Source organism: Moorena sp. SIO3A2 (genome assembly GCF_010672265.1).
GTDB lineage: Bacteria > Cyanobacteriota > Cyanobacteriia > Cyanobacteriales > Coleofasciculaceae > Moorena > Moorena producens.
This window is the reverse complement of the sequence record NZ_JAAHHC010000029.1, coordinates 66,452-90,398: the sequence shown is the minus strand read 5'-3', so window position 1 is coordinate 90,398 and position 23,947 is coordinate 66,452. Positions and strand designations below refer to the sequence as shown.

General features: G+C 43.0%; 20 protein-coding genes and 2 pseudogenes. 11 read left to right on the top strand and 11 right to left on the bottom strand.

From position 1 onward, the window contains the following. Window positions 1-270: pseudogene (locus tag F6K64_RS26290) on the bottom strand (hypothetical protein); the annotation flags it as partial. Between the two features lie 670 nt (window positions 271-940). Here F6K64_RS26290 and ruvC point away from each other — a divergent pair. After that, window positions 941-1,498, top strand: coding sequence for a crossover junction endodeoxyribonuclease RuvC (ruvC, locus tag F6K64_RS26285; RefSeq protein ID WP_008186095.1), 558 nt, complete (start codon window positions 941-943; stop codon window positions 1,496-1,498). 518 nt (window positions 1,499-2,016) lie between these two features. Continuing rightward, the gene (locus F6K64_RS26280; RefSeq protein ID WP_008186093.1) at window positions 2,017-3,081 is read left to right on the top strand and encodes a potassium channel family protein; all 1,065 of its coding nucleotides are present in this window, start codon (window positions 2,017-2,019) and stop codon (window positions 3,079-3,081) included. Between the two features lie 409 nt (window positions 3,082-3,490). Here the strand turns inward: F6K64_RS26280 and F6K64_RS26275 are convergent, their stop codons facing one another. Both F6K64_RS26275 and F6K64_RS26270 read right to left on the bottom strand, forming a co-directional pair. Next, complete coding sequence (locus F6K64_RS26275) at window positions 3,491-3,697, bottom strand: hypothetical protein (RefSeq protein WP_008186091.1); 207 nt, start codon at window positions 3,695-3,697, stop codon at window positions 3,491-3,493. 121 nt (window positions 3,698-3,818) lie between these two features. Next, window positions 3,819-4,322, bottom strand: coding sequence for a GNAT family N-acetyltransferase (locus F6K64_RS26270; RefSeq protein WP_008186089.1), 504 nt, complete (start codon window positions 4,320-4,322; stop codon window positions 3,819-3,821). Window positions 4,323-4,441: 119 nt separating this feature from the next. Here F6K64_RS26270 and F6K64_RS26265 point away from each other — a divergent pair, with 119 nt between their 5' ends. After that, window positions 4,442-4,639, top strand: a complete 198-nt coding sequence (locus tag F6K64_RS26265) for a hypothetical protein (RefSeq protein WP_131826836.1) — start codon at window positions 4,442-4,444, stop codon at window positions 4,637-4,639. 71 nt (window positions 4,640-4,710) lie between these two features. Here the strand turns inward: F6K64_RS26265 and F6K64_RS26260 are convergent, their stop codons facing one another. Beyond that, window positions 4,711-5,832, bottom strand: coding sequence for an RNA polymerase sigma factor, RpoD/SigA family (locus F6K64_RS26260; protein WP_008186088.1), 1,122 nt, complete (start codon window positions 5,830-5,832; stop codon window positions 4,711-4,713). Window positions 5,833-6,301: 469 nt separating this feature from the next. Here F6K64_RS26260 and priA point away from each other — a divergent pair, with 469 nt between their 5' ends. From priA to F6K64_RS26225, 7 genes and pseudogenes are all read left to right on the top strand, one after another. Then, window positions 6,302-8,887, top strand: coding sequence for a primosomal protein N' (gene priA, locus F6K64_RS26255; protein ID WP_287266804.1), 2,586 nt, complete (start codon window positions 6,302-6,304; stop codon window positions 8,885-8,887). Window positions 8,888-9,187: 300 nt separating this feature from the next. Then, complete coding sequence (locus tag F6K64_RS26250) at window positions 9,188-9,373, top strand: hypothetical protein (protein WP_287250802.1); 186 nt, start codon at window positions 9,188-9,190, stop codon at window positions 9,371-9,373. Between the two features lie 33 nt (window positions 9,374-9,406). After that, window positions 9,407-9,979, top strand: coding sequence for a hypothetical protein (locus F6K64_RS26245; RefSeq protein WP_287266802.1), 573 nt, complete (start codon window positions 9,407-9,409; stop codon window positions 9,977-9,979). A 297-nt stretch (window positions 9,980-10,276) separates the two neighbouring features. Next, complete coding sequence (locus tag F6K64_RS26240; protein WP_071102291.1) at window positions 10,277-10,897, top strand: DUF6088 family protein; 621 nt, start codon at window positions 10,277-10,279, stop codon at window positions 10,895-10,897. Then, window positions 10,897-11,940 carry a nucleotidyl transferase AbiEii/AbiGii toxin family protein gene (locus tag F6K64_RS26235; protein ID WP_287266799.1) on the top strand — a complete coding sequence of 348 codons (1,044 nt, stop codon included), beginning with the start codon at window positions 10,897-10,899 and terminating at the stop codon, window positions 11,938-11,940. The genes F6K64_RS26240 and F6K64_RS26235 overlap by 1 nt, the downstream gene beginning before the upstream one ends. A gap of 27 nt (window positions 11,941-11,967) precedes the next feature. Next, window positions 11,968-12,048: pseudogene (locus tag F6K64_RS39125) on the top strand (arsenical resistance protein ArsH); the annotation flags it as partial. Window positions 12,049-12,284: 236 nt separating this feature from the next. Further along, window positions 12,285-13,820: an SUMF1/EgtB/PvdO family nonheme iron enzyme gene (locus F6K64_RS26225; RefSeq protein ID WP_287266798.1), complete on the top strand. Its 1,536-nt coding sequence runs from the start codon at window positions 12,285-12,287 to the stop codon at window positions 13,818-13,820. 104 nt (window positions 13,821-13,924) lie between these two features. On the opposite strand, the gene F6K64_RS26220 is transcribed toward F6K64_RS26225, so the two are convergent. The 7 genes from F6K64_RS26220 to F6K64_RS26190 all read right to left on the bottom strand — a co-directional run bounded on the left by F6K64_RS26220 (window position 13,925) and on the right by F6K64_RS26190 (window position 23,186). After that, window positions 13,925-16,588, bottom strand: coding sequence for a DNA translocase FtsK (locus F6K64_RS26220; RefSeq protein ID WP_287266796.1), 2,664 nt, complete (start codon window positions 16,586-16,588; stop codon window positions 13,925-13,927). 90 nt (window positions 16,589-16,678) lie between these two features. Continuing rightward, entirely contained in the window at window positions 16,679-16,828 is a 150-nt protein-coding gene (locus F6K64_RS26215) for a hypothetical protein (RefSeq protein WP_287266794.1), read from the bottom strand. Then, a complete protein-coding gene (locus F6K64_RS26210; RefSeq protein WP_287266791.1) occupies window positions 16,813-18,831 on the bottom strand; it encodes an AAA family ATPase in 2,019 nt (672 codons plus the stop codon). Before F6K64_RS26210 ends, F6K64_RS26215 begins: the two co-directional genes overlap by 16 nt. A gap of 101 nt (window positions 18,832-18,932) precedes the next feature. Continuing rightward, the gene (locus F6K64_RS26205) at window positions 18,933-19,790 is read right to left on the bottom strand and encodes a hypothetical protein (protein WP_229414577.1); all 858 of its coding nucleotides are present in this window, start codon (window positions 19,788-19,790) and stop codon (window positions 18,933-18,935) included. A gap of 674 nt (window positions 19,791-20,464) precedes the next feature. Next, window positions 20,465-20,662: a hypothetical protein gene (locus tag F6K64_RS39120; RefSeq protein WP_044492812.1), complete on the bottom strand. Its 198-nt coding sequence runs from the start codon at window positions 20,660-20,662 to the stop codon at window positions 20,465-20,467. 391 nt (window positions 20,663-21,053) lie between these two features. Beyond that, the gene (locus tag F6K64_RS26195) at window positions 21,054-21,701 is read right to left on the bottom strand and encodes a response regulator (RefSeq protein ID WP_044492827.1); all 648 of its coding nucleotides are present in this window, start codon (window positions 21,699-21,701) and stop codon (window positions 21,054-21,056) included. Window positions 21,702-21,947: 246 nt separating this feature from the next. Then, window positions 21,948-23,186: a sensor histidine kinase gene (locus F6K64_RS26190; protein ID WP_287266790.1), complete on the bottom strand. Its 1,239-nt coding sequence runs from the start codon at window positions 23,184-23,186 to the stop codon at window positions 21,948-21,950. 224 nt (window positions 23,187-23,410) lie between these two features. Between F6K64_RS26190 and F6K64_RS26185 the strand changes: the two genes are divergently transcribed. Next, the gene (locus F6K64_RS26185; RefSeq protein ID WP_008182978.1) at window positions 23,411-23,815 is read left to right on the top strand and encodes a Spy/CpxP family protein refolding chaperone; all 405 of its coding nucleotides are present in this window, start codon (window positions 23,411-23,413) and stop codon (window positions 23,813-23,815) included. The last annotated feature ends 132 nt before the right edge of the window (window positions 23,816-23,947 follow it).

The following is a 23,947-nucleotide window of genomic DNA, read 5'->3' as shown; positions in this document are numbered from 1 at the left end:
ACCAGACACATGGTTAGGAATAATGGTGGTAATTTTCTCTAAAACTTGGGCTGTGAATTTAATGATGTAAAAAACTGGGGTCAGCTTTACCCAAATCGCTAATCCCAAACTTGTTAGCACTACACCACCAGCACTTAAAAGTATCCAACGCTTCACCAGTAATCCAGGGGCTAACCACTTAAACCAACGGTTGACCCGCTGAGGAATTCGACCTCTCGATTCATTTTGTAGGGTACGTAGAGCTCTTTTGAAAAGACTGATTGAGGACATAACTACACTGAGTATGGTAAGTACAAAAGCTGGATAGACATTGCTGGTCGAACTCCAGCACTTGACAAGGAGGCGATGCATGTAGTGAGGAACGGCTAAGGCTCCGGAAGTGCCTGTCAGATTGGTACTTTCTTTGCCTAATCAAACATTCGTGTGAAAAGCGCGTGATTCACATAGCCGCTCACCCTTCAGGTATAGCGGTTTTCATTGATATTACTGATCAAGGTGCGCGCCTCCAAGGGCGCGAGGGATTGCTCGCGCCCTTGGGTCGCACCTCAATGGTGAATTCACCATGAAGCTGGTACTGATCACCACAGTTTCAGATAATTAGGCTAAGGTGTGATTAATACAATATCCGGTACCTAAACGTTATGATCAGAATTTACCCGTGGATATGCCGAAAGTGGTGAGGTCGATTGAGTTGCCATTTAGGGTATGAGAGTAGTAGCGTAACCCCAAAAAATACGGGGTGAAACAGAATAATCCCAAGTAGTCAGCTACCCCAGACTTCTTTGATTCCCGTTAAGGTGTGGCTGCTTAGAGGTCATGACTTAATGCCGAACGCTACAGGTACTAGGGATCATAGCACTAGGTAATAGGGATGATAGCACTAACACCATTAACCTAATTTAGTGATTACACTCGAAAGGGATTAACTGCAGTGAGCCAGATGGAAAAGCGAATTTTGGGAATTGACCCAGGACTAGCTACTTTAGGTTTTGGCGCAATTAGTTGCCAAACCACCAAAATTAGTAAGTCAGCAAACACAAAAGGCTCCTTAGGAGTGGCCAAGCCTTCTAGGCAGTCACTAATACAGGCAACCCTTGAACCATTGCAGTTGCTAGATTTTGGCATCATCCAAACCCCTGCCAAGACTGATTACGGCTCACGACTGTGTACGATTTACGAGGATTTACACACCCTGCTTGAACACTGCCAACCGGATCTGGTGGCGATTGAAAAACTTTTTTTCTACCGTATGAGTACTACGATCTCCGTAGCTCAGGCACGGGGTGTTGTGGTGTTAGTAACAGCACAACATCAAGTTCCAATGGTAGAGTTTACACCGGGTCAGATTAAACAGGCAATGACCGGATATGGTAATGCGGATAAATATGAGGTTCAGCAGGCTGTTATGCGGGAGTTAAACTTAGACACCATCCCCAAACCAGATGATTTAGCAGATGCCTTGGCAGTCGCATTGACCGCCTGGTTTCATATGTCTTGAACACTTTACTATATCTGTGAACTATATCTTTGAACTATATATTATATTTGTGAACTATATCTGTGAACTATATCTGTGAACTATATCTGTGAACTATATCTGTGAACTATATCTGTGAACTATATATCTGTGAACTATATCTGTGAACTATATCTGTGAACTATATCTGTGAACTATATAGGGCGGTTTGCATAACTATCAGGTACACAGGATTGTTGTCCCTGTTCCCAGATCCGCTGTTCTCTGTTCCCTAAAAACCCAGAACTTTGTACCTAACTGAATTGCAAACCGCCGTATCTGTGAACTATATTTATCAACTATATTTATTAACTATATTTGTTAACTATATTTGTTAACTATATCTGTCAACTATATTTGTCAACTATACCGATAGCAAACCAATACACTTAATCATATTCATATATGTAATATTAAAAACCACTGTCAGCTGTCGGTGTTGCCAGTTTCACCTGAATTTTATCTAGGTATTAAGTTAAGTTAACCCATGACAAGCAACGGTGTATTCAACCCTTGAGCAAAAATATCGACGTCTTCGCCAAGAGCTGATTGCCGGTGCGATCACTCTCGGGGGTGTATTTCTGATTGGAACTCTTTGGTATCGGGTGGTTGAAGGCTGGGGCTGGTTGGAGTCAGCCTACATGACGGTAATCACCCTTTCGACAGTGGGCTATCAAGAAGTACGGCCGATGGGAGATCGGGCAAAACTATTTAGCATTTGTCTGATTTTTATGGGCATTATTAGTATCGGTTACATTGTTAACCGGTTTACAGAAGCCCTAATTCAAGGCTACTTTCAAGATGGAATTCGCATGAGGCAACAGAAGCGCTTGCTAGATAGTTTGACGAAACACTACATTTTGTGTGGGTTTGGACGGACTGGGCGTCAGATTGCTCTGGAATTTAAGGCTGAGGGCATCCCATTTGTAACAATTGACTCCCGATTGGAACAGGTTCAGGCTGTCCAGGATATGGGTTGTATTTCTGTACACGGAGATGCCACCTTGGATGAAACTCTGCTAAATGTGGGGATTGAACGGGCAATTTGTCTGGTGGCTGCCCTGCCCTCAGATGCTGAAAATCTCTATATTATCTTGTCTGCCAAAACCCTCAATCCTCGAATTCGAGCCATCGCTCGTGCTAGCTCCGAAGAAGCTGTTCAAAAGTTGCAGCGAGCTGGTGCAGATGCTGTAGTCTCTCCCTACATCACTGGTGGTAGACGCTTGGCAGCTGCAGCCCTTAGACCCCAAGTCATGGATTTTGTGGATGGGATTCTAACCGGAACTGATAGCTCTTTTTATATGGAAGAGTTTCTGCTAGACCCCGAAACCTGTCCTTGCGTGGGCAAAACCCTCAGGGAAGCCCGACTGCGATCGCAAACTGGTGCTTTGGTTTTAGCAATTCGCCGGGATTCCGGTCGTCTGATTGCTGGACCAGACGGTGACACTAAACTCATACCAGGAGACCTGCTGATTTGTATGGGGACAGCTGATCAATTGCGTGAGCTAAACCGCATTCTCGGTCCAATCCGTTCCAATTTGCTACGACTGCCCAAGCCAAAATAGATCTTAGGCTGAGAATGTGGCGTTGCTGATTCTCAGTATGGTTTCGCCCCCCTAGCCCCCCAAGCGAGGGATTGCTCGCTTGGGGGGAAAAACTCTCAAAGTCCCCCAGAATTGGGGGATTTAGGGGGCTTTAATAAAACTAGATGATCGCGCATTCATTCCTTAATTCAGCAACGCCGAGAATGTAGAATGCGCGAATGTAGAATGCAGAATGTAGAATGTAGAATGCGCGAATGTAGAATGCAGAATGTAGAATGTAGAATGTAGAATGTAGAATGAATGTAGAATGCAGAATGTAGAATGTAGAATGAATGTAGAATGTAGAATGAATGTAGAATTCTCAATTCTTCATTCTCAATTCTCAATTCTCAATTCTTCATTCTCAATTCTCAATTCTACATTCTACATTCTAATTAAGTTTCAAGGTATTCACCGGCACTTCATCCCAAGACTTAACTGTGCGTAATCGGGCAACCCAACCCGCTGCTTTTTGCTGATCAGTCAAGTTCTCCTGAAACGACTCGTGGCAATCCTTAGCCTGCTCTTCGTTGCAAGTGGCAATACAAGAGTAGAGAAGACCCGATGGATCAATCTGCTCGTTTACCCAAATAGTCATTTGTGATTTTTTTTATATCAACCAATATGTAAATTACCCTATGTCCTTTTTGCAGTTTACCTGCAACTAGGGGTTTAGAGTCGCAGCTGCATATACTTCCTAGTATAGCATTTAAGCAACATTAGTCAGTCGTTGCCGGATCAGTATACTCAGCTAGCTGATTGAGACCTATCCCAGTCACTCGACAAATTCTCCAGTCTGGCAATACTGCTGCTCCCATACGTTCATAAAATGCGATGGCAGGTTCATTCCAATCCAGTACACTCCATTCTAAACGCCCATAGCCACGGTCCACTGCTAGCTGAGCCAGGTAACTGAGTATAGCTTTACCGATGCCTTGGCGGCGAAATTCCGGTAATACAAATAAATCTTCTAGATAAATTCCTGGCTTAGTTAGAAATGTGGAATAGTTGTTAAAAAACAGTGCAAATCCCACTCCTTGACCACCCTGTTCAACGATAATCGCCTCTACGTAGGGTTTAGCGCCGAACAGGTGTTCTTTCAGGTCATCAGCATTGCCAGTGACAGCTTCGGAGAGTTTCTCATACTCTGCTAGAGCCTTAATCAAATTAAACAGAATCGCTACATCAGCTTCTGTGGCTGGTCTTAAGGTAAAGTTACCCATAGTGCTGGCAAAGGGACAATCAAAAAGACAATTTGATTAATTATCATATCCCTTCTCTGGTAATGGGTAACTAATTAACTGGAATTACCTGATTTCGACATAACCTTTATCGTAAGCATATGCGCTACGCCCAGGCTACGCCAACAGCCGTCAGCCGTCAGCCGTCAGCTTATTTTATTCATCAGCCGTCAGTTTATTTTATTCAAAAGCTGTTCGGTGTAGCTTTGGCTATGGGCATAAACTGTTCCGGTAGCGTGGCTACAGCGCTGATAGCACCTCAAGTAGCACCATCTGTAGCGCTAATCGCTGTTCGCTGATAGCTGATACGCGACACGCTGATAGCTTACCCTTTATCTATAAGTCAAGAGCTGACCTAAGACCTGCTGCACTAGGTCAACCAGTCTCTAAGCCGTCGAGCCACTTGGGGACGGCGTAGCTTACGCATGGCTTTGCTTTGAATCTGACGCACCCGTTCCCGAGAGAGATTGAACATGCCTCCTACTTCTTCTAGGGTGTAGGGTTCACTGCTGGCTAAACCATAGCGTAGAGAAATCACATCTTTTTCCCGCTCAGTCAGAACATCACTGAGAACCTCCCAAATCTCCTGGCGCATCATGGATTCATTCATCTTATCTTCGGGCAATCGTAGATCATTGTCTTCGAGCAAATCCATCAGTTCTGTGTCTTCCCCTTTACCAACTCTGTGATTCAAAGAAAGGGAGCGCCTACGCAGTTCTAGCAACTGACGCAAATGGGAGAGGGAAATTTCTAGCGCTTGAGCAAGTTCTAGTTCATTAGGATTGCGCTGCAGTTTTTGTTTAAGTTCCCGCTGAGCTTTTTTAAGTTTATTTAGCTTTTCGACAATGTGGATTGGTAGACGAATAGTTCGGGCATCATTGGCAATAGTACGAGTAATGGCCTGACGAATCCACCAATAAGCATAGGTAGAAAACTTGTAACCCTTATCTGGGTCAAACTTTTCCGCTGCTCGGTTTAAGCCCAACGCACCTTCTTGAATCAAATCTAGAAATGGTACACCCCGATTTATATATCGTTTAGCAATTGAAACCACTAAGCGCAAGTTCGAGCGAATCATCTTGCGTTTTGCCACACGACCACGATATAAATTCCCCTCCAACTGACGTTCTGTCATCTCGACCGCTGCAGCTACCTCAGCCTTAGTTGGTTTACGGTCTAATTTTTCCTGTAAGCTGTTGTGGAGATGGTCTATTTCTACTAGGAACTTAACCCGACGGGCTAAATCTACCTCTTCGTCTGGCTTGAGCAATGGGTAACGAGCCATCTCCTTAAAGAACGCACCCACCGTGTCATCAGAGCCGCTTTTCCGGAAATTATGGGAAGTAGAGACCACTAGTTCATCGTCTTCGGTGAATTCGACGGCTACACGCTGTAAATCTGTTTCCTCTGGCTCAATGTGGTCAGTAACATAAAAATCTTTCTCTTCCGTAGAAGGCATTGTATGAGTCTGGTTTAATTCTGTAATATTCATAGGGATGTGTGAGTTGCAAGTGTATTTTAAGTTTGTTAAAACCGTTGCCCTGAGGGATTGAGGCTGTTTGTTGCTGAAAATTGGCCTTTAATGAGAAATCTGTTCTAAAAAATTGGTGTTGCTGGTTTCACAAAGAAGTTAATACTCTAGACAGAGCAGCTAAAACACGCTCCATACCCTCAAAGCTCAGTGACCCAACCTGCTTCAAGTAGTTTATGTGTGATTGACGTGATTATAAATTAATGATTTTAAGCTTACCAGAAGCAGTTTGGCTAGTTGTATCTGTAATTACGAAATGTTTAATTACATAGATTTTAGTTACAGTCTAGGGTGAAAGCAGGGGAGATAATTCTCTTCCCATTGCTTTTATTATTTATTTTGACTCTGGAAACAGGATCTCACATATTTTAGAATTTTCCTATCTACCAATAGTGATAGAATAGGAGCCTTCCCAAACCAAAGCTGCCCTATGTCTAATCCTCCTTTAGGTCTACTGTTAGCTGAGCCTAGAGCACTTTACTTTTCTGGTGGTGGCCAGGAAAAGTGGGTTGAAGTCTTAGTAGATTGTCCAGGAGTTCAAGGTATATATACTTATCGTAATTCATTGGATGTATCAATCAATCCTGGAGATGTTCTGAGTGTGTCATTCGGGACTCAACAGCTAGGAGCGATCGCTATTCGGATTGTAGACTCTCCACCCCCAAACTTACCACTGGAGAAAATTAAGGACGTAGAGGAGGTGATCAGTCCCGGTTTCTTTCCAAGTTCCTACTGCCAACTGTTAGAGCGGGTTGCTCAGTACTACTGCACCCCTCTAATCCAAGTGATTCGGTCTGCTTTACCTCCAGGACTGTTAGGGCGATCGCAGCGTCGAATTCGCCTCAATTCCTCGGCCTTGCCTAAAGAGGCTCATGTCTTTATTAATAATTCAGCCGCAAGTCAGATTTTGGAGATTCTTCAGGCTAAACCCAATGGGGATTACAGCTGGCAATACCTCCAACGTCAGGTAAAGGGGGCTAAAGCAGGATTACGTCACTTGCTCAAGCGAGGTTGGGTGGAAAGTTATCTGGAAGCTCCTAAGCCAACTCGTCCTAAGCTCAAGAAAGCTGTGACTCTGGTGGCTGATATCAATCGGTCTAATCTGACTCGACGGCAACGGGAAGTATTGGAGGTGCTACGCCGTCGTGGGGGGGATTTGTGGTTGAGTGAACTATCACAAATTTGTAATGTTAGTTCCTCAACTATAAATTCATGGGAAGATAAGGGATATGTGGTGATTGAGGCTAGGGAAGTATTGCGCAATGCGACTTCACCAACCATGGCTACAGATGCGCCGAAGAACTTGACAAATGCCCAATCCCGTGCATTAGACCTGATTAATAATATTGATGGGTTTGCCCAAGTGCTGTTGCATGGGGTGACTGGGTCTGGGAAAACGGAGGTCTATCTACAAGCGATCGCACCAATCCTAGCGCAAGGGAAATCCGCTTTGGTGTTGGTGCCGGAAATTGGCTTAACTCCTCAAATTACTGACCGTTTCCGGGCTCGCTTTGGTGACAAAGTTCGGGTTTACCACAGTGGCTTGAATAAAGGGGAGCGCTATGATACCTGGCGACAGATGATCCCAGGTGAGCCACAAGTGGTGATTGGCACTCGTTCTGCTGTTTTTGCCCCCTTGCCCCAGTTGGGATTAATCGTTTTAGATGAAGAACACGACTCTAGCTTCAAGCAAGACCAACCCATTCCTACCTACCACGCTCGCACCGTTGCTCAGTGGCGAGCAGAATTAGAAAATTGTCCCCTTATTTTAGGTTCAGCTACTCCTTCAGTGGAAAGCTGGGTCACTCTTAAGGTGATGGGGGGAGCGACAGATGGTCAAATCGGTAGTGAAATTAATCCCCTGACCTCTTCAGCTCCTGAGGTTCAGCCTTTCACCTGTTCACCTCCTCAGCATCCAGAACTTAGCACTCATTACTTATCTCTGCCGGAACGGATTCAATCCAGACCCCTGCCACCGGTGGAAATTGTGGATATGAGGCAGGAGTTACAAGCTGGGAATCGGTCAATTTTTAGCCGTTCTCTCCAAGACCGCTTGAGACGACTAAAAGAACAAGAGAAACAAGGAATTTTATTTATCCCCCGCAGAGGACACAGTACCTTTGTGTCTTGTCGTAGTTGTGGTCATGTGGTGGAATGCCCTAACTGTGATGTTTCGTTGTCCTATCACTATACTCATGAAGGGGCTACTCAAGTATTGCGGTGCCACTATTGCAATTTCGGACAACTCCATCCCCGTAGTTGTCCAGAATGTAGTTCTCCCTACCTGAAATTTTTCGGTAGTGGTACTCAGCGGGTTGTTCAAGATTTGGCGAAGCTGTTTCCAGAGTTGCGAATTATCCGATTTGACAGTGATACCACTCGTACCAAGAATGCTCATCGCACTCTGTTAACTCAATTCGCTAATCAGGAAGCTGACTTGTTGGTGGGTACCCAAATGCTGACCAAAGGATTAGATCTGGCTCAGGTGACACTGGTGGGAGTAGTAGCAGCAGATGGATTACTGTATTTATCAGACTATAGAGCATCCGAGCGGGCATTCCAAACATTAACTCAGGTGGCAGGTCGTGCCGGTCGTGGGGATGACCCTGGTCAGGTAATTATTCAAACTTATTCCCCAGAGCATCCTGTGATTCAGGCTGTTAAAACTCATAATTATCAATCGTTTATCTCCGACGAATTGGAACAACGGGCAGCACTGAACTATCCCCCTTATGGTGATTTGATTCTGTTGCGCATAAGTGGATTGGATCCTGTGGCGGTGGAGAAGGTCGCGGAGGATTTAGCCGACAGGTTAGATACTCCTGAAGCCGAGTACGATATCCTAGGACCAGCACCAGCCAGTGTAATTCGCGTTGCTCGTCGCTATCGATGGCAGATTTTGCTGAAGTTTCCTCCTACTGTCCCCGCAAGGTTAGTGAATTGGCGGGAATTGCAGGATATCTGTCCTCCAGATATTAGCTTGACTATTGATGTTAATCCGTTGAATATAAGTTGAAAGGTATATAGCAATTCTTATAGCTATGAGGGACAAAGCGATCCCCCTAAATCCCCCTTAAAAAGGGGGACTTTGAGGTTTATAAGCGTAACTAATAAATGCAATAAAAGCTATAAGTTACAAGTTGAAGGTTGAAGGGTTAAAGTTATAGAAGTCGAAGTAAAGGTTAAGACATATGGCGTTGCTGAATTGAAGTATGAATGCGGGCTCGTCTGGTTTTGGTAAAGCCCCCTAAATCCCCCAACTTTGGGGGACTTGTCTTGATGCAGTCGCTCATGGGGGAAACCACGCCAGTTGCTCATGGGGGAAACCCCCAAGACCGCACTGGCTCCCCAAGACCGCGCTGCATCGCTTGAGAGTTTTATTCCCCCCAAAATTGGGGGGCTAGGGGGGCGGATTATACCCATAAATCTGCCTTGCCAGACATATTTCTGTTCCCGATTCCCGACTCCCGATTCCCGACTCCCGACTCCCTCTAAATTCTAAATTCTAAATTCTAAATTCTTAATTCTCTAATTTGTGAATACTCCCGCTCACGCCATCGTTAATCTCCTGATTTTAGGAAAAAAAAGAAAGCCCGAAAATAATTTCCCAATTGTGTTCGGTGCCATCTTACCAGATCTGCCAATGGTAATTTTTTACGTATATGAAAAATTAATCAGAGGAATTCCTGAAAATGTAATTTGGTCTGAATCTTATTATAACCAAAACTGGCAAGTATTTTTTGATATTTTCAATTCTTTTCCATTGATACTATTAGGTGGCTTATTAGCTTACTATTTTGGTCAAACGTTTCTGATTGCTATGTTTGCTAGCATGGCTCTTCATGGGATTGGGGATTTTCCTGTTCATGCTGATGATGCCCATCGTCACTTTTTTCCATTGTCAAATTGGCGCTTTGAAAGCCCTGTGTCTTATTGGGATTCTCGTCATTATGGTCATATTTTTGCTCCTATAGAAGTGTTGGCTGTAATAGTGGGATGCTTTGTATTGTGGAGACGCCATACTTCGAGAAAGGCTCGGATTATTATTGCGATTGTACTTGGTGTTTATTTTATTTATGGAGTCTATGCTGTGTTAGTTTGGGGTTAGTATTTAAGCTATCAGCTATTTGTTATCAGCTATCAGCTAATGCGCTACGCGCACGCGTGCGCGTTCAGCTATCAGTTATCAGCGGCGTTGCTGAATCAAGGGTTGGTTTTCGATTAATCTGACAGTTTTATCGAAGGGTCATAGAACCTATCCTGACAGTTCTACTCACCTTCGTTACCTCAACATCCTGACTTTGGGCAATTAATACACGGTTAGCTGCCTTGAAAAAGTCAGAAATATTGGCTATACTTCTGACAAAATATATTTCGTGAACTTTATATTCATAGCTTTCGTAAGATGCAGGGTATAGCAAAAAAAATCCTGAACAGAGTTCGTGGTCATGGTCGCGGTGGTTGGGTCTGCACACCCAAAGATTTTGTAGATCTCGGCAGTCGTGATGCTGTAGATAAAGCGCTATCTCGTCTGGTGAAACAAGGATTTTTGCGCCGCGTTGGTCGCGGTTTATATGACTATCCACGCACCAGCAATATCTTAAAGCGTCCTGCCCCACCCAACATTGATGCCGTTGTGGAAGCTCTGGCACGTCGGGATGGTATATCAATCATGCCAGATGGCATTGTTGCAGCCCACCAGCTAGGTCTGACCAATGCCGTTCCCGCCCAGAACAGCTACATAACGAATGGTTCGAGCCGAACTTTACAAGTTGGTGGGCGTACCATCAAACTACGTCATGTCTCTCAACGGTTAATGGCATGGGCTAACCGTCCTGGTGCGCCTGTGGTTAGGGCCTTATATTGGCTGGGCGAAAATATCGCTGCTGATAAAGATGTGGTTAATACCCTACACAATCGGTTGTCTTCAGACATCAAACAAGATCTCGCAGAAGGTATTAAGCTGTTACCAACGTGGATGACACCCGTTGTACGTCAAGTTAGTAAGGGTGAAGGTGTCTCCTAGTGAATCCAGCATTTGAAGAATTTCTAAATTTACCAGCACAAGACCGTAACGATGTTTTTGAGTCAACAGCGGATTCCCTCAATACCTTGTCTACCTATATAGAAAAGGATTTTTGGGTGTGCCTGGTGCTGGATATCCTTTATAATGGCTTACCCCAGGAACACCCCAGACTATTGTTTAAAGGCGGCACTTCCCTTTCCAAGGTTTATCAACTCATTAGTAGATTTTCCGAGGATGTAGATCTGGTGGTATTCAGGAGCGATCTGGGTTTTGCCGGGGATAACGATCCCTCTGCTCTTGGAATCTCTAGCAAGCGGCGAAAAAAACTAGCGTCCGAACTAAAACAAGCTGCTTCAACGTATATCTGTGGCAAGCTTAAAGATGACTTATCACAAGTTGCTGGGGTAATTTCGCCTGAGAGTCGCATTGTACTCGATGAAGACGATCCAGATAATTCAACCCTGCTGTTTCAGTATCCGAGCTTATTTCCATCCGATAGCATTGCTTACGTTCAACCCCGTGTCAAACTAGAAGCAGGCGCACGGTCAGCGCTCGATCCCCATCAAAATCATACTATTACCCCCTATCTATCCGAGATACTTGAAGAATGGAATTTTTCCGTAGCAAATGTAACGACCATCGACCCTCAAAGAACTTTTTGGGATAAAATCATGATATTACATGGTTGGTCTTGTGGTTATCGAGACAAACAACGCCTGCCCAGTGATCCCCAGAGACTATCACGTCATTATTATGATGTAGCAATAATTTCCCGTCAGGAAGCAGGTAAGACAGCCATTGCCAATCATCAGTTAAGAGAAGATGTACGCCAGTACACCAAAAAACTGTTTAATCGAAGCTGGATGAAATTAGACGAAGCGATTCCCGGCTCTCTAAAACTCTTACCGAAAGGAGAATTACTAAAAGCTCTCATTACTGATTATCAGGCAATGCAGGGCATGATGTTAGGTACTGCTCCACCCTTTGATGAAATCATAGAAGCAATTTCAGCCTTAGAAATAGAAGTTAATCAGGTATCGTGAGAAGACTTTGAACTTTTGTCTTTTATAATGACCAGTTTTGACCACCCACCAATAATTCTATTTTTATATGGTTCTTTGCGAGAACGTTCTTACAGTCGTCTCGTATCAGTAACGGGCAAGATGCCCGTTCTACAATCAGTAACGGGCATCTTGCCCATTCTACTTCCATGAAGGCTCGGATTATTATTGCGATTGTACTTAGTGTTTATTTTATCTATGGAGTGTATGCTGTGTTAGTATGGGGTTAGTATAGCGGGTTTCAATTCAGTATCATCAGGGTGTAGATACTAAATTAGAGTCAAAGTATTAAGTTCTATTTTTCACAGGTCTTGAACTAACCATCCATGAATACTGGACATACCCCTGGTTATCTCATCAACAAGATAAATGAAGCACTGTGTAGTGCTTTCCCTGATAAACATAAATTAGAAATGATGGTGCTTTATGAATTAAATATAAAACTGAACGAGATTGCTAGCGTTGGAAATTTAAAGGTAATCGTTCACAACTTAATAATACATTGTCAGGCTTCCAATGAGTTGGAAAAATTAATTGATGGAGCACTTAAAAAAAATCCCAATAATGTTCAATTAAAGGCCATTAATAAAGAATTCAAAATTACCACTAGTTTAATCAATATATTGATTCCTTTAGAAAGGAAATTGATCAAACAAATGCAACAGGCTTATCGAGCTTGCTGTCACTATGAATTCCGGGATGATACAAAATATGAACTCCCTGGTAGTTTCTATGATATTCTAAAAAAGTTGGATGAGATATATCAACCAACTGATGATGAAAAACTGATTGTCAAATTTGTCGATAGTTTATTAGTAAATGGAAATATTCACAAGTCAAAGACTGAGGAACTAAAGCAATGGTTAGAAAAAAATGCTAAGAACGTTTATAATTTAAAATTTCACAAACAAAACGTCAATCGAAAATCTGATTCAGATAAATCTTCAACATCGGAAACGCCATCTGCTTCAGATAAACCTCCAACATCGGAAACGCCAATAGGTTTAAAGCAGTTTTCCTTTGAAGTAGTAACAGTTAACCGTAGAGGAGCAACAATCAAGCGAGAAGATAAACAAGCAAGTTATTTCACTGAAGATCTGGGGAATGGAGTAGACCTAGAGATGGTGTATATCCCAAAAGGAAGCTTCTCAATGGGTTCCCCGGAAACTGAGAAGGAGAGTTTTGATAACGAAAGACCTCAGCACCTAGTAAGCATCCAACCCTTCTTCCTGGGGAAATATCAGGTAACCCAGGCGCAATGGAGAGTTGTGGCTAACCTACCAAAACTTAAGTGGAAGTTAAACCCAGACCCTTCGATATTTAAAGGAAAGAATAGACCAGTACAGGAAGTAAGCTGGTATGATGCAGTGGAATTTTGCCGTCGCCTCTCTCAATATACAGGAACGGAATACAGATTACCCAGTGAAGCGGAATGGGAATACGCCTGTAGAGCAAGAACTACCACACCATTCCATTATGGAGAGACCATAACCAGTAAATTAGCTAACTATAGCGGTAACCTTACTTATGCAGAGGAAGCAAAAGGGAAATATCGAGGAGAAACCACCCCAGTAGGACGTTTTCCCCCCAACGGCTTTGGCTTATACGATATGCACGGCAATGTTTGGGAGTGGTGTGCGGATCCTTGGCATGGTAATTACAAACGAGCCCCTACAGATGGGAGTATCTGGAGTATTAATCATTTTCATCCTGATTATTATATTGTGCGGGGGGGCTCGTGTTTCGACTTTCCTAAGGATTGCCGTTCTGCCTTCCGCGACAAATTTTTCGCGCGCGCTTTCATCCCCCTCAATTTTGGTCTCATCAATGTCGGTTTTCGTGTGGCTCGTGGTGTTGGGTAGGGTGTGTTAGGGGCGGACTTGCCTTGATTTTTACGGTAGCCAGTTTTTGGATAGTCTGCCCCGTAACGCACCACAGGGTCAAACTTTATTTGAATAAACTTTGCTCAAGGCAATACAATCCTCTCAGCAAACAAACTCTGCAATCGCTCTAACTTACCACCCTTTTGATATAATAAATCTCCCTTACCCAACAAATAAGCTGCTTCAGTGTTGTTGCCACCAAAAATAATCTTTGAATCCGCTTCAGACGCGGTGCGTAAAGCAATTCGCCCTGGTAAATTAGACCGAATAATCGGAGTAACAACTTTCGCTTCTGGTCGTTGAGTAGCAATAATCAAATGAATCCCAGCTGCTCTAGCTTTAGCTCCTAAACGCTTAATACTTAATTCTAACTCTTTGCGGATTTCTTTTTCTGCCATGAAGTCAGCATATTCATCAAAAATACAGACTATCCGGGGTAATGGTAGGTTTTGTTTATTACTCAATTGCTGATTATAAGCATCCAGGTGAGGACACTTGGCTCGTTCAAATTTCCGGTAACGCTGCTCCATTTCGTCAACTAATTCTGCCATCAGTTCGATAGCGCGATCGCAATCTTTAACGATTGGTGACAGCAACCATGACATTCCCTCAAATTCTGGGAAAGTGACTCGCTTGGGATCAACTAGAGCAATTTTGAGCTGTTGAGGAGAGTGGTGATAGAGTAGGGATAGCAGAAGCGATCGCAAAAATTCGCTCTTGCCACTTCCGGTTGTGCCCCCTACCAAAAAGTGACAGGTATTGGGATCAGATAAATCCGCCTCTACCAATTTCCCATCTAAATTTACTCCAAGCCCAATCCTGGGAGGATTACTAGAGTTTTGCTGAGGCTGGATATAGTCATCAAATCGAGCTACTTCTCTATCCTCATCCTTCCGTGGTAAATCCACACTGACATAGCCAGCTTCAGGAGTAATCAGAGGAGGATTCTCCAGACCCAAGTGTACTTGTAAATCCTGGGATCGATTCTGTATCGATATGACTTTTACCCCACGATTGGGTTTTAGCTTGATCCGGACAAATGCTGGAGCAACTGTTGCGTTGACATAATCGACACTAATTTTAAAGTCTTCTAGAGTACTCACCAATTTTTGCCCGGTCTGGTCAGCATCAACAGTTTTCCGGGATGGTGCCTTGACCGGCTTTTGCTTAGTCTCAGGAATTTTGCGGGATGTTGCCTTGACCGGCTTTTGCTCAGTTTTCCCATCCTCAAAAAAGGTTTGGCAGGTCTGCTGTTGAGGACAAATGTTGCATAGGTGAAGCTGTGGTGTCGGTGGTGGTGGCTCCAGGTTGCCTTTACCCATTGCTGGAGTGCAATGGTTTTTTATAGTTTCCCCATCTCCCACCTTTTCCACCTGGTCAGGTTTCCAACTCAGCCATTGGCGCATCTGTTGTAATTTATGGGGAATGACCTGATCCACTGTATCCTCTAGCTCTTCCCGGGAATAGTAGTGTTTTTGGAATTCCGGTAAAACACAATAAACCGCTGCATCTATTGCTACTCCTTTTTTTTGGTGGAGCATGTAACTATAGAGGGCTACTTGAGCTAGGTTAGCGGATGGATCTACCGGTTGATAGGTTTTATAGTCTACGACACAATAGCGATCGCGCTCACAGTCAAATATTAAGCTATCGAATTTTCCATTAACTCGTTGCTGGCTGCCATCAGGAAGAGTGAAGTTATAACTCAGGTTCATTTCTTGAGCAACGAAGGTTTTACTTATTACTTCCTCTGGCTGACAATAGCCTCGATTAGTAACTAGCAGTTGAGTCCAATGGGGAATTAGTGATTTTAATCCTTGCCACAGTTGAAGTAGGATCGAGGCTATCTCATGGTCATCGATTTTCGGGAAAACAACTAGCTCATACAGTAGCGCTTGGAGCTTAGAGTTAATCTGGCTTTGGTCTAGCTGACTTGCTGTGGGGGAAAATAAAGCTTGAAATCGGGAATCTTGCTGGAGTGTGTCAGTACACTGTTCACATAGCTGATGGAAGACTTTCCCAATACCTGGTGAGTGGGATGGTGGTATAAATAGGGTTTTTCCACCAAAGCGCTGACTCAAATAAAATAAGCGAGGACATTCAAGGGCGACCCTAACTTGGGTAACACTGAAGCAAGGGGATTCCGATTGTTGCGTCCGTGATTTTTTGGTGACCATCTGCTCTGGATTCGAGCTATTTTTGGCAATTTCTAGTAAGCGCCAATGGACATGGGCTAGATACACTGTGTCCATTTTTGCATACTTTAGCTGTTTTTCGGTTAGCGGACGTTTTCCCCAATCACTGCTTTGTTCCTCTGTATCGACATTGGGAAAACTGCACAGCTCTCGCGCTAGTGTTTTTAGCTTATTATTCGATACCTGTAATGGATTAGACAGTTTCTTGTTGGTTAGCTTTCTCGCTATCTGATAGGTACATGTAACATTTTTAGCTTGGTCTTTTCCCCCTAGATAGCGTAAATCAAAACTAGCGTTATGAAAGACTTTTTCAATGTTAGGATTAACCATAATATGGTTAACAAAGTATTGCACTACTTCCGGTTTGTCTAATACATCTAAGATGTAAGCTTTGTCACCATTTGCATCTGTCGGATCAGCCAATACCTGAATCAGAGATAATCTGGGATTAGGGGTATTCCAATCAGCTATTTCCGTATCTAGCCACAGAATTTTTGCTGCTGATAAATTAAGGATTAATTCTCGGATTTGGACTGGTTGAGTCAGGTACATTGGCGCTTGTTATCCGAATTTTTGCTATGGTAGAATAATCTTTAGCGGTCAGCCGTCAGCCGTCAGCCGTCAGCCGTCAGCTTATTTTATTCAAAAGCTGTTGGGTGTAGCTTGGCCTACAGCCAATGGATGATGACTGAATGCTGATTGCTGAATGCTGATTCCTGACCGCTGTTCGCGTAGCGTGCGCGTAGCGCTTAAGCTGATTGCTGATAGCTGATTGCTTACGGTACTAAACATACTAATTGTTTTTCTGGGGAACCATCCACAGGGACAAGTTTAATTTTATTTTCCTGAGACAGTTCATTAATCCCCTGGTGAATGGCTATTGCCTTGATAGAATTAAATTTATTCTGAGTAGTTTTAATTAAAACGTTATGACCAATAATTTGATTCTGTTTGAGCAGAGTTATGACAAATTCCTTAACTGGTTTGGTAACAATTTGATTATCGTTAATATTACTAGGAAAAATATTTAAATCTTGTAGTAATGAACAATGCTCCAAAACTCCCGATTTTCTGATTATATCTTGTAACTCTGGCAGTGTTAGTATTGTATCAGCAAGCACTAACTCTTGGGAACAAGCTTGATTAACTAAGCTATCATAAGTAGCTAAGTAATGGACAGAAGATAGATTCTCTAATTTGAGGTGAATATGGCCAGAACCATTGAATAGTTTGGTGTAGAGTTTGTCCCCCTTGAGACCGCGTTTCCTAACTTGTGTATAGCGAATCAGGTATAAGGTTTGACAGCGATTGCCTTGAATAGCTTTCTCACAGGCATTCATCAGATGATAGAAGCTGTTACCATTAGTAGTTTCTCCCCAGACTACTCCGAACCGTTCCTGGGATGATGGCAGCTGGTAACTTAGGGAATAACTGGCACAACTACCTGACAAAAAGTTTGATTTAACATCCTTGACCTCCAGAGCTTCTAACGCCTCTCGTAACATCTTAATCAATTGAGATTCATCAATATCCTGGATTCGGGTAATTTTCTGCTCAGTTTTTTTAAATTCTTTTTGCCACTTCAATTTAAATGAAGCTAAGACTTTTTCTGCTCTCGGTATTGATTTGCTAGCAGTATCATTTTGACTAGTTGATTTAGTCTTGGTTGATGGCTCTGAACTATTAAATTCCTGAGTTTTATACCTTTCAATTAGCTGATTTCCCAGGGTCAATGTCTCCCGGGGGGTGGTTTTGCCACCAGGAAATGCTTTTGCGAGGTCTTGCCGAGTTAAAGGATAAATCGGTGAAATGGTTTTGGTTTTTTGGTCAGCTTGCTGATGTAACGGATAGAGTCGGTTTGCCCAAAGCGATTCGGCTTGCTCTAGGGGAATCCTTTTGAGCAGAATTTTATGATTAAGTCTAGCAATATTAGCGGGTTTAATTTGTTTTTGATTGCGCTTCAAAGTATTAGTAATCATGCTGATTATAATCAGCATGTTATTGGGATAGCGAGTATGAAGGGTAGAGTTGACATTAAACAGAGCTTCTAGATCCAGATAACCATCGGGCAAACGAGGGATATTATCCAATTGGTCAAAACACAGCACAATCGGCTTGGTGGATTCAGAAATTCTCCCGAAGTTGATTAAGATGTTCTGAGCATCGTCTTCGTTATCTATAGAGCCTCTGACCCCAAGGGTTTGCAGGTCATCTTCATCTAAATCTTCTCCCCTTAACCATTGATAAGCCAGGTAATCCCGTTCTGGATTAGTTAGCTCATAAAGCACTCCAAAAAACTCTTTATTTCTATGAATTCCCCCTGGATAGCTAGCTCTGAGGTCAGCAATAAACCGTTGTCGCTCATTCCGGAGCCAGCCGGTTTTTTTAAAGGCCGGGAGACTCTTTAGCCACAGCAGCAACTGAGACTCTTTTTCCCCTTCTGGGACTTTGACCAGACTGTCAACGGTTTCCCTAAGGATATAGCGCCAGATGCGATCGCTATTTGCCCAAGGACCAATATAAGCAAAAAAGGCTTTTTGATTGAACTGCTGTTTGAGCCGTTTTAACAGATAACTTTTCCCCGAACCAGGATCACCAGCCAGTAAGATAGTGCGGGGTCGATGGTCTTGAGTCACCGCACTGAGGGTGCTGGTTATCTGATTAATTTCATCTTGATGAATCGATGTGACATTAACAGCCCCATTGTCTGGATCTTCCCAAAAATTACCCGTAGTAAAGGTTACGGGGTCAAACGGATTTGGAGCTTGTTTAATTATTTCCTGGATCGTTGCCATCTCTAAAATTCCATCTATAGTTTGGAAAAGGATAGAGGATTAACAATTGGGAAGTCTGGGGTTAGTGTATTATACTTTGTCTCCTACTTTAGGATCATACTTTACTGCACCATAATGAAAAATAGCCTCCCCCCGGTATTTTGAGGAATACCAGCTTCAATTTGTTCCTCTGTATACATATTGGCTTCTTCCAAAGCACTCAGATCAATTTTATCTTCTGCTTGCAAGCTATACAGTGCTTTATCTAATTCTTCCCTAGACAAAGGGGGTTGTAACTTTTGGCGCAAATGAAACAGTGGCAAATAGTTTTCTGTACCCAGTTCTTGGTCTAAATTCTTGATAATTTGTAATATTTCTTCATTAGTAGGGGGATTGACTAGAGCTGAGATTGTAGTTGTTGAGTTTGGTAGCTGTTTCCGCAGGAAATCGATGTAATCCGCTAGCATGGTTTTAGACAGATTGATATTGCCACGACCAACGGGTTTATAATTATTTAAGAGGTACTCAATACCTGCTTCAGTAATCCAGACATCTTTGAATTTAGTTTCTGCTACTGTGATATAGCCCTGCTCTATCAAACTGTCCATGATTTCCTTGCGGGTCTTAGCAGGCTTGACGTTTGTCTTGGCCGGAGTAGTCGGTTCTGTTTCACAGGCTTTAAGAATTTTGCGCTCTTTCGTGCTCAGTTGTGAGTCAGCCTGATCTTGGTTTAGGAGTTCCTTGCCTGCATCAGTGATCTGAATTTTCGTGATTTCTGTATTAGACTCAATCAAATTGCGATCGCATAACGCCTGACAAATTCGATCTCGTTCCCCCGCTGAGGTTTTAGAATTGGGCTTGGCTTCCGTAATCGTTGCCCGATAATCCGGTTTGCTCAGTAGCTTCAGTAAAAATTTTAGTTGGCTGACTTCCAGTTCAATAGCTTCCATGTTGATTGTCGTTACCTCACTTTTGTTCAAGATTAACCTAACTGTATTCCCTATAACCACGTAGTAGTCAAGGATTTCCGCAATAGATTCTACTGTCAGCCCTCAGCGGACGGGCGATCAGCCCTTAACTATCAGCCCTGAGCAGAATTCTTATTATATAAGCCTTTCGCTACTTTTCAATAGTATCTTTATTTACGTTGTACCATACTAGGCTGAATGCTTACCGACATCAGACTTATCTCAAGTCTGGTTGAATACCCATCATTAAGGGGGCGGGGGCGCGGGGAGGATGGGAGGTTTGGGGAGATGGGGAGATGGGGAGATTTCGATTAAGGGTAATTATCCTGACATCATATCAGCTGAAGGCCGCGATTAGATTAGTATTCAGGGAAAATCCTCAAAACGCTGATACCCGAAATTCTGATAGCTGACGACCGAAGCGAAAGCATTCAGCTATCAGCCGTGAGCCCAAGGCTCACGCTTCGCGAACAGCCGTCAGCGTTACGTCACAGGCATTAAGCCTATGCCACAAAGTACCGATCTAGTAGCGTGGCCATTCCCGTAGCGTGGCTCAAAGGCCAAGGCTGATACGCGACACGCTGATACGCGACACGCTGATAGCTGAATGCTTAGCTACAGTCAATTTTCTTACCCCTACTCCCTACTCCCTACTCCCTACTCCCTACTCCCTACTCCCTATTCCCTTAATAACGTCGAGTTTTCTGAACCCCATAAACTAGACCTGTACCAATCGATAACAAGATCAATAGCCACAGGATACCACCAGGAAGAAAGGTAAGAATACCAAAACCTCTGAGCAAGTAAACCATAACGGTGATAGCGAGAAGAGCGCCAAAAAAGTAGGCAATTATCAAAGTTTCAGATTGAGAAGAGGAACTCATATATAGTAAAGGGAACAGGGAACAGGGAACAGGGAACAGGGAGCAGGGAACAGGGAACAGTAATAAATATTTTGATGTTATCAGAAATCAGCAATATTGTTTATGAGCTATTTATAAGTGCTACTTTATAGCAGTCCTATCTGATTCGTGAAATAAATTTGCTGCTTTAAGGCAGGAGGCAGAAGGCAGAAGTCAGATCATAAGGGAAAAAGAGCTATTTTTTAACAAGTCCAGTGATTTTACAAATGATTTAAGATTGCTATAGGTGGGAACAGCTTTTGAATAAAAGAGGCAAGGATTGCTTTAATCTCTGTTACGTCTGCTGTCAGGAATTCATAAAGCTGACAGCTGACAGCTGACGGCTGACAGCTTACAAATGCTAGCTCAATAATCAGTTATCATTAAAATTTACAAACATGGAGTTTGCTAAAATTGCTGCTTGAGTGCGATCGCGTACATTCAACCGACTCAAAATATGAGTAACGTGGTTTTTCACGGTCTTTTCAGAAATATACAACGTCTGAGCAATCTCTCGGTTGCTAGCACCGGTAGCAATTAGTCGTAAAATTTCCTGCTCTCTGGGAGTTAGTTCATCCCAACCCGGAGGTGGACTCGGAGTTGGGTCTCGCATTTGAGCAGCGACTTTTCTGCCTATACCAGGGCCTAACTGAGTATAACCTTTTTGCACCGCTCGAATTGACTGGGCTAATTCTTCTGGAGGGGTATCCTTCAGCAAATATCCGGCTGCTCCGCACTGTATGGCTTGGGTAACGTACTGGTCATCATCAAAGGTAGTTAGTACTAATACCTTTGTATCTGGGAATTGCTGACAAATTTCCCGAGTGGCAGCGACGCCATCCATGACAGGCATCCGAATATCCATTAGTATAACATCTGGCTGTAAAGTTTTTACCAAACTAATTGCAGTTTGTCCATTCTCGGCTTCACCGACTACCTGTAAGTCTTCTTCTAACTTCAGCAAGGCTTTTAATCCACGCCGAATTAGACTCTGGTCATCTACGAGTAAAATACGAATCATCATTAATAAAGTTATCAACTGTCAGCTGAAAATCAACCTCAAATGGGATAATTTAATAGTTCGAGATTAATGAAAATTGAAAGTCTGGGTAAAAGCTCATGTAAGCATAAACTGATAGCTGATAGCTGACCGCTGATTGCTGACCGCTGATTGCTGATAACTGATTGCTGATAACTGATTGCTGATTGCTGATTGCTGACCGCTGATTGCTGATTGCTGATTGCTGATTGCTGATTGCTATATAAATTAAACCTTTGGTAAGGGAAAATGAGCGATAATTTTGCAGCCAGCTCCTGGTGCTGTCTCAATTTTAAAGGTTCCTCCTAAGGCTTGGGTGCGTTCTCGCATTCCTTGTAAACCAAAACCGGTTGTGTTCTGGTTGAGGGAAAATCCAATACCATTATCTTTAATAATTAATTGTAAATCTGTTGCTGTCTTAATTTGGATGTATACTTGAGTAGGTTTAGCATATTTAAAGATATTTGTCAACCCTTCTTGGACAATACGGTAAACTGCGATTTTGATGTCGCCAGGGATTGAACGCTTTAGGTTAAGATGGTATGTGGGTGAGATGGCTGTGGACTTTTGGAAGTCGTCGATTAGGGATGCGATCGCATTTTCTAGAGATTGCTCTTGTAAAGGATTTAAACGCAAGGAAGCAACGGATTGACGTACATCCTTCAGAGCAGTTTTACCCAGTTGTTTCGCTTCTAATATAAATTCTTTGGCTTCAGCCGGGTCAGATTGTAATAGTCTTAAAGCTGCTTCCAAGTGTAAATTGAATACAGTTAAAGAATGTCCTAAGGAGTCATGAATTTCCCGAGCAATACGGTTACGTTCTTGCAGCGTAGCAATATCTTCAATCCGGAGGGCATATTGACGCAGTTGAGCATTAGCCTGTGCCAGGTCTTCCCGACTTTTTCGTTCTGATAGTACAGCATCCACTAATAGCTGCAAAACGATTAAAACCAATACAAATATCAAGACAGAACTCAATAAGATAAATAGTAATCGCTCCGGAATCAACCCTGTCGGTGGTGGTCTGAACACAGGAGGTGGTCTAAAGGGAGGACGATGCCTCAGAGCATGATGCTGAAATCGAACCATTTGCCTCATTAGGAATAATATCAGCGCAAATCCAGTCATCACTAAGCGACCTTGGAACTCAAAGATAAAACAGTTGCGAACAACTAATATAATTAACATCAGTTGCAACAGCCGAATGTGTCCCACTATGGACGCTAAGAGAATTACCCCAATTTCGGCGGCGGTGTAAAGTATCTTATAAATAGGCTGATTTGTTGGTAATCTCAATCCCATTAACCCAAATACTCCCAGGAAAACAAGATTGAGTAGTGGCGACCTAGGTAGCGGGGGAAAAGGAAGTTTTAGTAATTCCACCAAAGCGGTAATGATCAGCAGTATCCACTCCAGGTAGAGCAGAAATCGAATTGGGTGGTTAGTAATGTGAATAGGATGGCGCATTCACGATTCTTGTAAACAACCAATAACAAACAACCAACAACCTTAATCCATGTGTCGAAGGTAACGCAAGACCCATTGGTCATATCTAGCCCAGGACTAAAGTCCTAGAGGAATTCAGGTCTTTTGCCTCATGTGGTTTCACCCTCTCCGTTTTTAGGATAGAGACATCAAACAGAAATCAGATCACAAAATACATACTTATAAATAGCTAAAGAGTGAACATCATGAACATCAAACGCTTTTCTCTATTTGCAGGTATCGCAGCAATTACCCTCACTACTTTTCCCATGGCAGTTAACGCCGAAGGAATGCCTCCATTTTTATCCAAACTTAACCTTACTAACCAGCAAAAAGAGCAGTTTGAAAACATCCGTAACAATACTGAAGCTAAAATTGAGGATATTCTCACTCCCGAGCAACAACGGCGGTTCCAAACTATAAAAACACTGCGCCGTCAACTCCGAGAAGCAAGGGAGGGTATGAATCTCTCTCAAGAGCAGCGAGACCAAATGCGCGAGATTCACAAGTCAGCACGAGAAGATATGAGGGGTATTCTCACCGAGGAACAGCGCCAACAAATTCGTCAAGAAATGCGCTCACGTCGAGGTAAGCGCGGATTTGGAAGGTGATTTTTCTAGGAATAGATTATCTCTTGGAATACAAATTACCAACTCTCTCGATCTAACTTGTTACTTGTCAATTGTTAATCTAAAAACCATTAACAATTGACAAGTTTTCTTGTAAGCATTCAGCTATCAGCG

Excerpts from the sequence above, each read along its gene's own strand:
- ruvC (WP_008186095.1), top strand. The coding sequence starts at position 941 with ATGGAAAAGCGAATTTTGGGAATTGACCCAGGACTAGCTACTTTAGGT.
- F6K64_RS26275 (WP_008186091.1), bottom strand. The coding sequence starts at position 3,697 with ATGACTATTTGGGTAAACGAGCAGATTGATCCATCGGGTCTTCTCTAC.
- F6K64_RS26270 (WP_008186089.1), bottom strand. The coding sequence starts at position 4,322 with ATGGGTAACTTTACCTTAAGACCAGCCACAGAAGCTGATGTAGCGATT.
- F6K64_RS26265 (WP_131826836.1), top strand. The coding sequence starts at position 4,442 with ATGCGCTACGCCCAGGCTACGCCAACAGCCGTCAGCCGTCAGCCGTCA.
- F6K64_RS26260 (WP_008186088.1), bottom strand. The coding sequence starts at position 5,832 with ATGAATATTACAGAATTAAACCAGACTCATACAATGCCTTCTACGGAA.
- priA (WP_287266804.1), top strand. The coding sequence starts at position 6,302 with ATGTCTAATCCTCCTTTAGGTCTACTGTTAGCTGAGCCTAGAGCACTT.
- F6K64_RS26250 (WP_287250802.1), top strand. The coding sequence starts at position 9,188 with ATGGGGGAAACCCCCAAGACCGCACTGGCTCCCCAAGACCGCGCTGCA.
- F6K64_RS26240 (WP_071102291.1), top strand. The coding sequence starts at position 10,277 with ATGCAGGGTATAGCAAAAAAAATCCTGAACAGAGTTCGTGGTCATGGT.
- F6K64_RS26225 (WP_287266798.1), top strand. The coding sequence starts at position 12,285 with ATGAATACTGGACATACCCCTGGTTATCTCATCAACAAGATAAATGAA.
- F6K64_RS26220 (WP_287266796.1), bottom strand. The coding sequence starts at position 16,588 with ATGTACCTGACTCAACCAGTCCAAATCCGAGAATTAATCCTTAATTTA.
- F6K64_RS26215 (WP_287266794.1), bottom strand. The coding sequence starts at position 16,828 with ATGTTTAGTACCGTAAGCAATCAGCTATCAGCAATCAGCTTAAGCGCT.
- F6K64_RS26210 (WP_287266791.1), bottom strand. The coding sequence starts at position 18,831 with ATGGCAACGATCCAGGAAATAATTAAACAAGCTCCAAATCCGTTTGAC.
- F6K64_RS39120 (WP_044492812.1), bottom strand. The coding sequence starts at position 20,662 with ATGAGTTCCTCTTCTCAATCTGAAACTTTGATAATTGCCTACTTTTTT.
- F6K64_RS26195 (WP_044492827.1), bottom strand. The coding sequence starts at position 21,701 with ATGATTCGTATTTTACTCGTAGATGACCAGAGTCTAATTCGGCGTGGA.
- F6K64_RS26190 (WP_287266790.1), bottom strand. The coding sequence starts at position 23,186 with ATGCGCCATCCTATTCACATTACTAACCACCCAATTCGATTTCTGCTC.
- F6K64_RS26185 (WP_008182978.1), top strand. The coding sequence starts at position 23,411 with ATGAACATCAAACGCTTTTCTCTATTTGCAGGTATCGCAGCAATTACC.